At 46.7% G+C, this 13,654-nt stretch carries 11 protein-coding genes; 7 read left to right on the top strand and 4 right to left on the bottom strand.

What is annotated here, in order from left to right:
• Positions 1-9: 9 nt before the first annotated feature.
• From CKQ84_RS04725 to rraB, 5 genes are all read left to right on the top strand, one after another.
• Complete coding sequence (locus CKQ84_RS04725; protein WP_105250297.1) at positions 10-1,194, top strand: hypothetical protein; 1,185 nt, start codon at positions 10-12, stop codon at positions 1,192-1,194.
• Positions 1,178-2,086, top strand: a complete 909-nt coding sequence (locus CKQ84_RS04720) for a metal ABC transporter solute-binding protein, Zn/Mn family (RefSeq protein ID WP_173913152.1) — start codon at positions 1,178-1,180, stop codon at positions 2,084-2,086. The genes CKQ84_RS04725 and CKQ84_RS04720 overlap by 17 nt, the downstream gene beginning before the upstream one ends.
• Positions 2,087-2,090: 4 nt before the next feature.
• Positions 2,091-2,891 (top strand): metal ABC transporter permease, encoded by an 801-nt coding sequence (locus tag CKQ84_RS04715; RefSeq protein ID WP_105250296.1) that lies wholly within the window; start codon positions 2,091-2,093, stop codon positions 2,889-2,891.
• A gap of 162 nt (positions 2,892-3,053) precedes the next feature.
• Positions 3,054-3,797: a 1-acylglycerol-3-phosphate O-acyltransferase gene (locus CKQ84_RS04710; RefSeq protein ID WP_105250295.1), complete on the top strand. Its 744-nt coding sequence runs from the start codon at positions 3,054-3,056 to the stop codon at positions 3,795-3,797.
• Between the two features lie 40 nt (positions 3,798-3,837).
• Positions 3,838-4,245 carry a ribonuclease E inhibitor RraB gene (rraB, locus tag CKQ84_RS04705; protein WP_105250294.1) on the top strand — a complete coding sequence of 136 codons (408 nt, stop codon included), beginning with the start codon at positions 3,838-3,840 and terminating at the stop codon, positions 4,243-4,245.
• Positions 4,246-4,327: 82 nt separating this feature from the next.
• Here the strand turns inward: rraB and CKQ84_RS04700 are convergent, their stop codons facing one another.
• Together CKQ84_RS04700 and CKQ84_RS04695 are read right to left on the bottom strand one after the other, a co-directional pair.
• On the bottom strand, positions 4,328-5,302 hold the full coding sequence (locus tag CKQ84_RS04700; RefSeq protein ID WP_105250293.1) for a sensor domain-containing diguanylate cyclase: 975 nt from the start codon (positions 5,300-5,302) through the stop codon (positions 4,328-4,330).
• An 18-nt stretch (positions 5,303-5,320) separates the two neighbouring features.
• A complete protein-coding gene (locus CKQ84_RS04695; protein WP_028759518.1) occupies positions 5,321-6,316 on the bottom strand; it encodes a response regulator in 996 nt (331 codons plus the stop codon).
• A 562-nt stretch (positions 6,317-6,878) separates the two neighbouring features.
• Here CKQ84_RS04695 and CKQ84_RS04690 point away from each other — a divergent pair.
• Positions 6,879-7,685, top strand: coding sequence for a crotonase/enoyl-CoA hydratase family protein (locus CKQ84_RS04690; RefSeq protein ID WP_105250292.1), 807 nt, complete (start codon positions 6,879-6,881; stop codon positions 7,683-7,685).
• Positions 7,686-7,720: 35 nt separating this feature from the next.
• On the opposite strand, the gene CKQ84_RS04685 is transcribed toward CKQ84_RS04690, so the two are convergent.
• Together CKQ84_RS04685 and rapA are read right to left on the bottom strand one after the other, a co-directional pair.
• Positions 7,721-8,623 (bottom strand): DUF3530 family protein, encoded by a 903-nt coding sequence (locus tag CKQ84_RS04685; protein WP_105250291.1) that lies wholly within the window; start codon positions 8,621-8,623, stop codon positions 7,721-7,723.
• Positions 8,624-8,812: 189 nt separating this feature from the next.
• Complete coding sequence (gene rapA / locus CKQ84_RS04680) at positions 8,813-11,719, bottom strand: RNA polymerase-associated protein RapA (protein ID WP_105250290.1); 2,907 nt, start codon at positions 11,717-11,719, stop codon at positions 8,813-8,815.
• 406 nt (positions 11,720-12,125) lie between these two features.
• On the opposite strand from rapA, the gene CKQ84_RS04675 reads away from it, so the two are divergent.
• On the top strand, positions 12,126-13,520 hold the full coding sequence (locus CKQ84_RS04675) for a PhoH family protein (RefSeq protein ID WP_105250289.1): 1,395 nt from the start codon (positions 12,126-12,128) through the stop codon (positions 13,518-13,520).
• Positions 13,521-13,654 lie beyond the last annotated feature (134 nt).

The following is a 13,654-nucleotide window of genomic DNA, read 5'->3' as shown; positions in this document are numbered from 1 at the left end:
GGAGATATCATGACTGTTTTAAATACCCGAATTTCTTTGGTGGCTTTGGCGTGTGCGCTCGTTTCGCCTAGCTTATTTGCAGAAGACTCGAGCTTGACCAACCCTAATATCAGTGGTGTGCTAAATGGATATTATCAGACGGGAGAGCGCCCATTAGCCGAGAGTCCAGATGGCTTTGGTTTAGGTGAAACTGAACTGGCGATGAGTGCCAATATCGATGATATGTTTTACGGTAAAATCACCGCAGTAGTTGAAATGCATGACGGTGAGACTGAACTGAATCTGGAAGAAGCCTTTATTCAAACCATGGCGATGCCAGCGGGTTTTTCTATCCGTGGTGGCCGTTTCTTATCGGACATTGGTTACCTCAATAACCAACATTTACATACTGATTCCTTCACCGACCGTCCTGTGGTTTACCGTGCATTCTTAGGGGGACATTATTTTGATGACGGTATACGTTTTAACTACGTAGCGCCGACGGACTTGTATTGGACCATGGGCGTTGAAGCCTTTAAAGGCGATAGTTTACGTGCTGCCGATGAGCATGGTGAGCGTGAGTTTAAGAAGGTCGGTGTTTATACCTTGTACTCAAAAATAGGTGGCGACATAGGCGATAACAGCTCATGGCAAGCGGGGTTGAGTTACTTGCGCAACGAAAATGGCCAAGTGACTGCCCATGAAGAAGGGGAACATGAAGATGAGCATGCCCATGGTGATGAGCACGAAGGTCATAGCCATGCCGCATCTTACACAGGTAAAAATACCTATGGTGCTGATTTTGTTTATAAGTGGGCGCCTAACGGTAACTACAAATATCAAAATCTCACTGTGAGCGGTGAGTACTATCGCGTGAGCGATTTTACACCTATCGATTTACATCCTGAGGATGCACCGAGCCAAGATTACCACCAAGGTTGGTATCTGAGCAGTGTGTATCAATTCACGCCGAGCTGGTCAGCGGGGGTGCGTTATGGTGAAGCTGATACGCAAGAGCTCCATGGCGATCATTTTCATGGGCAAAAGTTGAAGGAATCTGAGGTGAGTTTGGCTTGGCATTCTAGCCACTTCTCGACGGTTCGTTTCCAGTATACCAATCAAAAGGGTACTAATTTCGATGGAATAGAAGACGATAACATCTTCACTATTCAATACATTATGTCTCTGGGGGCTCACGGTGCGCATCAATTCTAATTTAGCTAAATTGGCCGCAGTGGCCTTATCTGTCACTTATACTGGTTTGGCCCATGCCGAGCTGAATGTGTTTGCCTGTGAACCTGAATACGCGGCATTGACCAAGGAGCTGGCTCCAACGGCTAGCATCTATTCGGCAACGACGGCATTACAAGACCCTCACCAAGTGCAGGCGCGCCCGAGCTTGATCGCCAAAATGCGTCAGGCGGATCTTGTGGTCTGCGCCGGTGCCGATCTTGAGGTGGGTTGGTTGCCTATGCTGCAGATGAAGTCGGCAAACGCAAAAGTGCGCTCGACCGAGCAAGGCTTATTTTTCGCTGCCGATCAAATCGAAACTTTAGATAAACTGGCCAGTGTCGATCGCAGCATGGGTGATGTGCATGCCCAAGGTAATCCACATATTCATTTTGACCCGACGCGACTGTTAAAAGTCGCCACGGCATTGAGTGCTAAGCTGACTCAGTTAGATCCTGCTGGTGCGGCCGATTATCAACAATCACTGGCAGATTTTACCACTCGCTGGCAAGCCGCAGTCCCGCGTTGGGAAGCGCAAGCTAAGGGATTACAAGGTAAAAAAGTGATCGCTTACCACTCAAGTTTTAGATACTTATTCAACTGGATTGGTATCGAGCAAGTGGCAGATTTAGAGCCAAAACCGGGTTTAGCTCCCACTAGCGGTCACTTAGCGAGTCTGCTGACGCGCGCCGAGCAGGGGGATATTCTGGCCGTAGTTGTGGCATCTTATCAGGATGAGCGCGGTGCAAAATGGCTGGGTGAAAAAGCGAACTTGCCCGTGGTAATGCTGCCTATGTCTGTGGGTGGTAATGATAAGAGCCAAGATTTATTTAGCCTGTATGACAGCGTGATTTCCCTCTTAAATGGAGTGAAATAAACCTATGTTTGATCTTGAGCTGATGTCGATTCTGTTGCCTGCATTGGCAGCGGGGATGTTAGTGTTGTCGACGCATATTGTACTCGGGAGACAAGTGCTTAAGCGCGGCATCATCTTTATTGATTTAGCGATAGCGCAAGTAGCAGCCTTAGGTGCCATCGTTGCTCACATGGACCACAGATTAGAAGACATGCCGTTTGCTAATGTGTGGATGCCAGCGCTGTTTGCCCTTGCGGGTGCAGGTTTTATCGCTTGGTTAGCTAAGCGGATGGCGGGTGAGTTAGAGGCTATGATTGGCTGCTTTTATGTCTTGTCTGCGGTGGCCGCAATGCTGTTGCTGGCAAACGACCCACATGGCGCCGAGTTGTTAAAGCAATTGATGTCAGGTCAGATCCTGTGGGTGAGTTGGTCACAACTGATTTTGCCGGCTGTGGTGTATTCACTGGTGTTATTAGCGATATTCCTACGCCCCCAGATGTTGGACGGGGCAGGATTTTATCTGCTATTTGCGCTAGTGATTACCTTATCAGTTGAATTAGTAGGTGTTTATCTGGTGTTCAGCACCTTGATATTGCCAGCTTTAGCGTTGAACAAGTACCGTGGTAAAGGTCGGCTATTTTACGCTTACCTCGTAGGTTTACTGGGCTATGTTTTGGGCTTAGTTCTGTCGGCGACCTTAGATCTCCCTAGTGGTGCGGCAATTGTCGCGACTTTGGCCGTGAGTGCCTTAGTGATCCGCTTTGTGTTAAGTAAAGTCTCACCTCAGGCAACTGAGCCTGAAATCTTACCCAAGCACCACGCTTAGTTCGATATTAATATTAAAGCCCATCGATACACTGGAGGTTCAGTATATCGATGGGCTTTTTTTGCTTGCTTGTTAGCAAGTCAGCTTACAGATGTAAACAATATATTGAGTCCCAAAGCCATGGTGGCTATACTGTCGCCACTTTTACAGTCGGAGTAAATCGTGCTTTTAATCGTCAGATCAATGTTGTTGGCGGTATCCTTGTTGCTTGCCTTTATTTTTGGTGGCTTAGTGTGTTTATTAAGGCCTCGCCATCGCGACAATGTACATATGTTCGCCAAGATCTTCTCATCGGTTGCGCCAATCCTTGGGATTAAAGTGATTGTTCGCCGGCACGAAGATGTGCAGGACGGCCCGTATATTTTCTTAGCAAATCATCAGAATAACTTTGATCTCTTTACTCATACGACAGCAGTTCCTAAAGGTACAGTGAGTTTAGGCAAGAAGAGTTTGGCGTGGATGCCGCTATTCGGTCAAATCTATTGGTTGTCAGGAAATATTCTTATCGACCGTAAAAACCGTCACAGTGCCTTTGATACTATGGCTAAAACGGTTGAAAAAATTAAGCAGAAGAATCTATCCGTATGGATTTTTCCTGAAGGTACACGTTCGCGTGGTCGTGGTCTGTTACCTTTTAAAGCGGGAGCTTTCCATACTGCAATCGCGGCGGGAGTGCCAGTGGTGCCAGTGGTTGCTTCGTGTCAGAGCCATATTAAGTTAAATCGCTGGAATAACGGTGTCGTCATCATCGATATGATGGCACCTGTGCCGACCGCAGGTTTAGATAAAGCCGATGTGAAAAACTTCTCTGCGCAAATCCATGCCAGCATGTCGGCGAGATTTGCTGAGATAAATCAAGAAGCGGCAGCACTTATGGGTAAAACTCTCGCGAGTGATGACGTATAATGCCAATTTGAGCCAGATTTACCTTAACGGAGACAAATCCATGTCTATTGAAAGTCAGTTAAAAGCCCAACTTGCAGAGAATCGTGACATAGTGCAAGCCCTGCTTGACGATGGCTCAGAGCCTGATGCGGAATATGTTATTGAGCATCACTTTTCATCGACCAATTTTGACCGTCTTGAAAAAGCGGCTGTGGATGCCTTCAAATTAGGTTTTGAGGTAAACGACGCTGAAGAAATGGAACTAGAAGATGGTTCAATTATTTTCTGTTTCGATGCTGTCGCGCACCACAAACTAGAAGTTGAATTACTGGATAAAGCCGCAGAACAACTGCTGCAATTAGCGGTAAAACAGAAAGTGGAATATGACGGTTGGGGCACCTATTTCGTCGGCGATGAAATGGATGACGAAGAAGATGAAGAAGATGAAGACGATGGTTTCCCTCATTAATTCGTTGGCGGATCTCTAGTTTAATCTTCACTTGTTTTAAATAAAAATGCCCATCATTGATGGGCATTTTTATTGGGTATACTTAGGATTTATTTGTTTTACTCGTATGTAAAACACTGCAGTTACGACCTTTTTGTTTCGCTTCGTACAGGGCTTTATCGGAGCAGGAGATCCAGCTAGAACTGCTGGTAATATGGGAGCCAATTTCACATACGCCTAAACTTACCGTCACAGTAATCTTAAGGCTTTCATACACTATGACGGATGCGGCGATTTTCTCCCTGAGTCGCTCGGTAAAGTTCATCGCATCTGCGCCGCTGGTTTTAGGCAATACAACCGCAAATTCTTCGCCGCCATAACGTCCTGCACAGTCGGTATCACGTAAGGATTGGCTGAGTAAGTGCGCAATATGCTGAATGACTTTATCACCCGCCACATGACCATAGCTGTCGTTGATATGTTTAAAGTTATCGATATCTATCATGACTAAACTTGCCATACCTGAGTAGCGGGCATACAAGTCGTACTCGTGGTCTAAGCACTCTTGCCAATGACGACGATTATGCAACTGAGTTAGACCATCGGTTTGGCTAAGGCGTTCGAGTTGCTCGTTGGCAGCTTTAAGTTGCAATTTGTTGATGGCGATATCTGTCACGTCATAAATAATCACACTGATATGGGTCACTTGTCCCGTGAGCGATGCCAGCGGCAGCAGGGTCACGTTCTGGTACATATAGTCTGCACGGCCTGTAATCGGGCGATAGTTTTTAAATTGGAAAACGTACGGACGTTGTTCCCAGCTGATAAAAGCACGGTTTTTAAGCATGAAAACCGATTCCATTTTCTGCTTTAACCAAGTGGCAGGCAGATCGGGGAAGCGGGTAAATAGGTTTTGACCTTTGATCGAATTAGGGGAAACACCGCTGTGATTCTCCATAAAACCGTTCCACAGCTGGATATTGTAATGGCGATCTAATACCACTAATCCCACCTCTATGGTTTGTACCATATCGATGAGCCAGTGTAGTTCGTTCATTGCGCTTTGGTCATTTGACATAGGATAAAATCCAACTGGTTAATCGAGTAAATAGCCGAGTTTATAGCTAAGTGTGGGGATAGAATCCTCGGTGAAGAGCAGTAGCAAATCGCATTGAATATTATGATCTTCAATCCGATAGTTGATCTCCATTGCCAAAGTTCGGTGCCATTTCTCTGAATTATCATGGATCAGATCGTTAACCGTGCAGTGCCGTCCCAACACGACAGGGTGAGCCTGACTAAATTTCATATCGAGCTGTTCAGAAATGCCGTTAAGGAAGGCGCCTATCAGTACGTTTCCAGTATCAATTAGGACTTCTATCTCAGTATTTTTGTCTTCTGGATTAGCTAATCCCATCAGCTTTGCCATGTCCTTAAAGCTGGAATCATGGAACAAGAGCAGGGCCTCTCCTGCAATACCCGCACCGATAAAACCTTGGCAGAGCGCGGATACAGTTGAGCTTTCTTCCGTGGCTTTGAGCGCCATGGTTAACTCACTGACTTCAAGCACGTTCACATTAGGGATAGGTAGTAACACGAATACATCGAGTAACTTAGCTAACAGATCGGCGGCGCGTCCCATGGCAACGTTGGCTATTTCTTGGCAAGCGTCGCGCATGTCGACTTTGATCATCGGGACTTCGTCGGTGAGATCTTTCTGCGTCAGCGTTAAGATGCCGTAATCTTGCAAAATGTTGCTGATGGCATCGGCACTCACCGGTTTTTGAATAAAATCTAACGCACCCAAGGCTTTAACTCGCTCGTGAGCTTTGATTTGAATATCGCCGGATACCACAATAATCAGCGCGGGTAAGTCCTGTTGCTGCACGGTTTGCAGTACTTCATAACCGTCCATTACAGGCATGTTGAGATCGAGAAACACCACTTCGCCTTTTCCAGCGCGGATAGCATCAAGGCCTTCGGCACCATTGGTCGCATAAGTTATTTCCACATCCCACTCTTTGGGTAGTGTGCGGGCCATTTGCTTACGTGCCATGGCGGAATCGTCACAGATGAGTACAGATATTGACATGCTGACTAGTGATCCTTATTTGCCCATTTATTGAAGATAACACTTATTTTTTAGGTCTGACTGACGAATTGCGTTCTTCGGGCAAGTCTGATTAATATCTTTTATATGTAACTTATAGATATCATTGATAAATTTATATTTTCTGATGGCATTAAAATTTGAATCATTGTTGAATCAAATCATGCAGAATCTTAAATCGAACTGGCTAATGTTGAGTAAATAACAAGGATATAGTGACTAAAAAAGGACTATAGAATCCATATATTGCTGCCCAATCATCCTTCGCAGCAGGTAGCATTGCGATACTGGTGTCGGTTATTAGCAGTTAAATAGCTAGCGGTTAAATACGCTTAATTATTGAGCTTGCTAAGGCTATCTAATCGAAAAATACATTAGGATTACTGCACGTAGTGATGACAGCCTAACATAAGTTGCCTTCAATCCATGATGGAATTGGCAATATTTTGACTCAAGTCAAAAAACAGGCTCATGTTATATCTTTTAGTGAATTATGCCAAACGTGTTAACATTTATTCTGGACTGACCAGTAACGGAATATTTCATGAGTGGCCAAAGTGTACAAGTTAAAATCGATGATGGCATCGCCTATGTGTTGCTTAATCGTCCTGAAAAAATGAATGCTATTAACTATTTAATGTTTAGTGAGCTTGACTGCGCGATTAAAAGTATTAAATCCAATCGTGCGGTGCGAGCCGTGCTCCTCTCGGGAGCGGGTGGGCATTTTAGCTCTGGGCTCGATGTCAAAAGCGTCATGTCGGCACCGATGCAGGCAGTTAAGTTACTGTTTAAGGGCTTACCAGGGAATGCGAATTTGGCACAGCGGGTGTCACTAGGTTGGCAAACCTTGCCTGTGCCAGTGATTGCCGTGCTTGAGGGCTGTTGCTATGGCGGCGGTATGCAGATCGCTTTAGGCGCAGATGTGCGTATTGCTAGCCACGACAGTAAGTTATCTATCATGGAAGCGAAATGGGGACTTGTGCCAGATATGGCGGGGTTAGTCGCATTAAGGCAAATTATGCCTAAGGATCAAGCCATGTTACTTAGCCTGACGGCAAAAGTGCTTGAGAGTCATGAAGCGCTGGCCTTAGGACTCGTGACACAAGTGAGTGAGACGCCCATGGAAGCGGCGCAACAACTGGCGCGGCAACTGATGCAAACCTCACCGGATGCGGCTGCGGCCATCAAACTTAGTATTAATCACAGTTGGACTGCTTCTATTCGTAGCCTGCTGTGCCGCGAGTCTATTAGTCAGATTCGGTTATTGTTAGGCAAAAATAGCAAGATAGCGGCGACGCGTCAGTTGAAAGATCCGCAGAAACCCTATCGGGATCGCCAATCGGGTTGGTAATACTATTTTGTCTGAATTAGCTTAAATCGCCGTTTTTACTGCGCGCCGCTCATTCGGGCTGAAAAGCCTTTAATCGCATTTAAGCAATTCTGCCATGCGCTCTCGTTATCTAAATTGAGCGCTAGGGTAGTTTGGCGATAGTTAGGGCTTTCTAAGGTCACCGCGAGTTTTTTGCGATTGTCGGCCGTCTCCAATGAGGCTGGGTGACCGTCTGGCGATTGAATATCTAAAATGGGCAGCGTGAGTTTTGCCAGTTGTTCTGCGAGTGCTTGATTACGCTGTTCGTCTTCTCGATAGGGATTGATGACGATCAGCACATCAGGATCGGCAATCTTCTTCTGGCTTAATAGGCTAATCAATAATCCTGCACTTTGGTCGGCGGTGATCAAAATACGTTTTCCCGCATAATCTGCACCGACGGCATCTAACTGCGACATGCTTTTGACGAGAAAATCTTCCTGCTCTTGCTGGTGCTTGCTGTTATCTTCGGGCTTGATTTTAGGGCTTGGTTTGTTGGACGGTGAGCTTAATTGCGCGGCGCCAGGCGAGGTCACTTCAGTAGCGGCGGTAGCAAAGTTAGCTGTGGGCATTTCAGTTGGCGGAGTTAAACTTAAGCTGGCCCAACCGGCAGGATTGATATTGCGGCGTACAAACGCCATCAATCCAGGCGCGTCTGCGGTACCATTGGTGGCGGGCAGGATTATCGCCGCACCGAGTTTCTTTTTACCTTCCCATGGTCGCACTAACAAATCGTAGGGCTGATTATCAATCGTGATTTGTTTAATTTCATTTGTGGGTAGATAGCTGTGATTCGACTTTTTGGCACTGATTTCGGCTGGCGCAGATGTTGGCGGAGTTGTTGTAGTGTCAGCCGCGTAGGTAGCGATGGTTGTGATGCCGAAAATGAGGCAAAAGAGGAGTGAAAGAATGCGCGGCATAGAATTGATAACCACCTGTGTAGTCTCATAAATTCATCAGTGTTTGAGTATAACCTGAACAATTACCAAAAAGTGAATTTTCCTCGCCAAAGAATTGCACTTGTCATTTAGTATAAAAAGCCACAGGGCATAAAAAAGCCCAACGCTGAGGCTGGGCTAATTGATTGAAACCTGCTGTTCCGCTTGGGTTTATACGTGGCTGACGAGCACCATACGGATCGCATCGAGTTGTAACTGGCTGGCATCCAAATAAGTGTTTAACTCTTGCATCTGATTACGCAGGTATTCCAATTCTTCCTCACGGATATTGGGGTTCACAGCCTTAAGTGACTCTAAACGATCAAGCTCTGCGCTCAGTTGCTGAGTCATTTTCTCTCTGGCTTGGGCTACCATTTCATCGACAACCACTTGAGCATATTCTTCACCCTTAGCAAATAACGGATGCAAAATAGGCTGAGATGCCGTGACTAACTTGCCGCCAATGTGACGATTCACTGCGCTTAATTGCTTATCGAAACTGGCGTAATCCACTTTAGCCGATAGATCGTTACCGTTTTTATCCAACAACACGCGAATGGGGGTAGGCGGTAAATAACGGTACAACTGGCTCGACTTAGGTGCAGAAGCATCGGCCATGTAGATGAGTTCTAAGAATAAGGTGCCTGCTGGCAGGGCTTTATTCTTTAGAATTGCGACGCTGGTGGTGCCAGTTTCAGAACCTGTGATCAGATCTAGCCCCGTTTGCACCAGCGGATGCTCTTGGGTGATCAGCGCAATATCATCGCGTGATAACGCTGTGTCACGATCAAAGGTCACTGTTACGCCATCTTCTGGCAAGCCAGGATAAGTTGGGAACATCATGTGCTCACTCGGGCGCAGAATAATCGAGTTTTCACCCTTATCTTCTTGATCAACACCGATAATATCCCACAGACGGATCATTGAGCCGATTAAATGAGTATCACCGTCACTTTGGGCAAGGCGGTTTACGATTGCCAGTGCCTTCTCGCCGCCGTGTGAGTTGATTTCCAGCAGCTTGTCGCGGCCTTGCTCCATGGCGTGCTTGAGTTCTTTATAACGGCTCTGGGTGTGATTGAGCAGGTTTGTCAGCTCGTCGCTGTCGTCACCCACAAGCACGTTTAGCAGATCTTCGGCAAATTCACTGTAAAGCACATGACCACTCGGACAAGTGAGTTCAAAGGCGTTCAGCCCTTGGTGATACCACTGCATCAAACGTTCTTGGGCGGTATCTTCAAGGTATGGCAAGTGAATTTGGATATCATTTTTCTGGCCGATACGGTCTAAACGACCGATTCGCTGTTCCAATAGATCGGGGTTTAGTGGCAGATCGAACAGCACTAAGTGGCTGGCAAACTGGAAGTTACGACCTTCAGAACCAATTTCAGAACAGATCAGCGCCTGTGCGCCGCCTTCCTCTTGGGCAAAGTAAGCGCCGGCTTTATCGCGCTCGATAATCGACATGCCTTCGTGGAATACTGTTGCTTGAATCCCTTCGCGGGTACGCAGGGCTTCTTCTAGGCTAAGGGCCGTTTCCGCTTGGCTGGCGATGATCAGCACTTTTTTGCTGCGGTGTGATTTTAAGAACTCGATTAACCAATCCACACGGGGATCGAACTTCCACCAACTGGCGCTGTTATCTTCAAATTCTTGATACAGTTTTTCAGGACTCAGGGCTTGCGCCGCTTTCGCCTCTAATGACTTGTGTCCGCCCATCATGCCGCTGACGCGTGCGGCTGTTTGATATTGATCTGGCATGGCGTGTGGGTAAGCGTTAAAGAAACGCTTTGGAAAGCCTTTTACCGAGGCGCGGCTGTTTCGGTATAACACGCGGCCAGTACCGTGACGGTCAAGTAATTCTTGCAGTAATTCGCTACGGGCGGCCTGTTGTATTTCGGCATCAATACCGTCGGCTTGGATTAAACGAATACTTGGGCTGATGTCTTTCTCGCCCAGTAATTCGGTCAAGCTGTTGATGGCGGCATCGGGTAATTTAGCGTTGCCAGCTAAGGCTTCGGCCGCAATGGCGACGTCTTTATAACTGTCTTCTTCAGCTAAGAAAGCATCGTAATCGTAGAAACGATCCGGATCGAGCAGACGCAAACGGGCGAAGTGACTCTCATGGCCGAGTTGATCGGGTGTTGCGGTTAACAGCAAAACGCCTGGGATGACTTCGCTTAATGCTTCAACCACTTGATAGGCGCGGCTTGGCGCTTCTTCGGTCCATTCTAAGTGGTGCGCTTCGTCAACGACTAACAGATCCCAATCGGCATCTAGGGCTTGATCAAGACGTTTTTTCTTACGCAGTAATTCGAGTGAACAAATCACTAACTGTTCTGTGTAGAAAGGATTGTCGTGATCGGCATAGGCTTCTACACAACGGTCTTCATCGAATACCGAAAAGCGCAGATTAAAGCGGCGCAGCATTTCCACTAACCACTGATGGCGCAGAGTATCGGGAACGATAATTAGAATGCGTTCGGCGCGGCCAGTAAGCAGTTGTTGGTGAATAATCAGACCCGCTTCAATAGTTTTACCTAAACCCACTTCGTCGGCTAACAGTACACGCGGTGCATAGCGACGGCCGACTTCATGGGCAATCCACATTTGATGCGGAATAAGTCCAACACGTGGACCTTGCAGACCAAGCAAATCCGATGAGGCCAGTTTGTGGCGCAACATTTGGCATTGATAACGCACACCAAAACGGTCGAGGCGATCGATTTGGCCAGCAAATAAACGGTCTTGGGGTTTGTTGAAACGAATATTGTGGTTCAGCAGGGTTTCACGCAGTGTAGCTTGCTCGCCTGTCTCACTGTGAATGCCGTGATAGATCACTATCCCGTCTTTCTCGGTCAATTCACTGACCGCAAGGCTCCAGCCTTCATGGCTTTCAACTGAATCGCCGGGATTGTATATAACGCGTGTCAGAGGGGCTTCTGCTCGGGAGAACATACGGTTCTCACCCGTGGCAGGGAATAATACAGTGACCATACGGCCTTCTACTTGAACCACAGTTCCTAAACCAAGCTCTGACTCGGTATCACTTATCCAACGTTGACCTAAGGCGAACGGCATCTTAAATTCTCATTTCTAGGCGGACTCTAACAAAGGGCGCGTATGTTATACCAATACTCGTGATATTTAAATCGCCCTCTCACCCGTTAGAGCCTAATTCCCAGAGTGCTAGATTACAAATTGTACAAGCGACAAAATTGTCGTGGCAGTACATGAAACTGTCACGCTAATGTCACATCCGCGGTTATACACTGCTTCGAGTCTGTAAGGTAAACAATGGTTGCTGTATTGTTATCTCGTGAGTTTGGTGCCAATATCAACTTAAGGTTTAAGTGCGAGTAAAGTGCTATCAACTTGAACCTTATGATCATTCTTTGCCATATGTTTAGCCAGTATTAGGAGCCGTATAACTTTTATTGAGACTCAAAAGTGTGTTTAAACTTTAATGAAGCACTCTGGAGGCGCCATGGAACAAGACGACAGAAAGTTGTTTGTACTGGATACCAATGTGTTACTACATGAACCTTTGGCGATCTATTCGTTTAAAGAGCACGATGTGGTCATTCCGATGACAGTGCTAGAAGAGTTGGACCAGATTAAAGATCGAAAGAGTGATGTGAGTCGTGATGCTCGGGTTGCTATCAGGGCATTGGAAGATACCCTAGGCGGTGAAACTACCCCTGAGCAGATTATCAATGGCGTCCCTTTACCCAGCCGAGAGGGTCATGCCGATGCCGTCGGTTCGCTCTCAATTTTCCCTGATCACCTTGTCGATTTTACCTTAGGCGCACTGCCTGGAGATGGAAACGACAATCGCATTATCAATACCGCGCTACATCTACAAAACCTACATCATCCCCGTACCGTTGTCTTAGTCACCAAAGATATCAATATGCGCCTTAAAGCCAAAGGTGCGGGTATTCAATTGGTTGAGGATTATCGAACTGACCAGTTGATTGATGATATCCGCTTCCTCAGTAAAGGCTTTTACCAGTTTGAAGGTAATTTTTGGGAGCACTTGAACAAGGTCTCCACCGAGCGCCACGGTAGACATACAGTGCATGAAGTACCGCTCAAAGACCTCGAAAATGATAATTTCTATATCAACCAATATCTTATCGACACAGAGTCTGATTTTTGCGGTCGTGTTATCGAGCGCACAGACACCCATTTACATATTTTAGATTTAGGCCGTGAGCGGGTGAAAAACCTCGAGGCATGGGGTGTTAAACCTAAAAACGTCTATCAAGGCATGGCATTGCAGGCGCTGCTCGATCCCGATATCGATCTGGTGATCTTAACTGGCCCAGCGGGTTGCGGTAAAACCTTGCTCGCCATGGCGGCGGCGTTGGAACTGGTGGTCGAGCGTAATCGCTACGACAAAGTGATTGTCACCCGTAACACCCCTGAAATCGCCGAATCTATCGGCTTCTTGCCCGGCACGGAAGAGGAGAAGATGATGCCGTGGCTGGCCGCCATTACTGATACGCTCGAAGTACTGCATAAGAATGATGTGAATCCCACGGGCAGCATGAATTACATCATGGAGAAGGCTAACATTCAGTTTAAGTCGATAAACTTTATGCGCGGGCGGTCGATCCAAAACTCCATAGTGCTATTAGATGAATGCCAAAACCTCACTGCCTCGCAGATCAAAACTATGATCACCCGTATGGGCGAAGGCACAAAACTGATTTGTTGCGGTAACTTAGCGCAAATCGACTCTAACTACTTAACCGCTGTTACCTCAGGTTTAACCTATATTGTCGAACGTTTTAAAGACTTTGAAGGCAGTGCCAACGTGTATCTGAATGGCGTGGTGCGTTCACGCTTAGCGGAATACGCCGAAGAGCATCTGTAAAGCAGGTCGGTTTAATTTTGGGTAATGACTAAGGCCTCTGATATGGAGGCCTTAATTTTATGGAGTAGTAGATTTTTAATCGACTTATCAGTGGTATGAGTAGGCTTTATCTGACAATTATTTTATGTGATTGG

This window comes from Shewanella sp. WE21 (assembly GCF_002966515.1).
Taxonomy (GTDB): domain Bacteria; phylum Pseudomonadota; class Gammaproteobacteria; order Enterobacterales; family Shewanellaceae; genus Shewanella; species Shewanella oncorhynchi.
This window is presented reverse-complemented; position numbering and strand designations above follow the sequence as displayed.

Bases quoted from the DNA above. Each gene is read 5' to 3' on its own strand.
- CKQ84_RS04725 (WP_105250297.1), top strand. From the start codon at position 10: ATGACTGTTTTAAATACCCGAATTTCTTTGGTGGCTTTGGCGTGTGCG.
- CKQ84_RS04715 (WP_105250296.1), top strand. From the start codon at position 2,091: ATGTTTGATCTTGAGCTGATGTCGATTCTGTTGCCTGCATTGGCAGCG.
- rraB (WP_105250294.1), top strand. From the start codon at position 3,838: ATGTCTATTGAAAGTCAGTTAAAAGCCCAACTTGCAGAGAATCGTGAC.
- CKQ84_RS04700 (WP_105250293.1), bottom strand. From the start codon at position 5,302: ATGTCAAATGACCAAAGCGCAATGAACGAACTACACTGGCTCATCGAT.
- CKQ84_RS04695 (WP_028759518.1), bottom strand. From the start codon at position 6,316: ATGTCAATATCTGTACTCATCTGTGACGATTCCGCCATGGCACGTAAG.
- CKQ84_RS04690 (WP_105250292.1), top strand. From the start codon at position 6,879: ATGAGTGGCCAAAGTGTACAAGTTAAAATCGATGATGGCATCGCCTAT.
- CKQ84_RS04685 (WP_105250291.1), bottom strand. From the start codon at position 8,623: ATGCCGCGCATTCTTTCACTCCTCTTTTGCCTCATTTTCGGCATCACA.
- rapA (WP_105250290.1), bottom strand. From the start codon at position 11,719: ATGCCGTTCGCCTTAGGTCAACGTTGGATAAGTGATACCGAGTCAGAG.
- CKQ84_RS04675 (WP_105250289.1), top strand. From the start codon at position 12,126: ATGGAACAAGACGACAGAAAGTTGTTTGTACTGGATACCAATGTGTTA.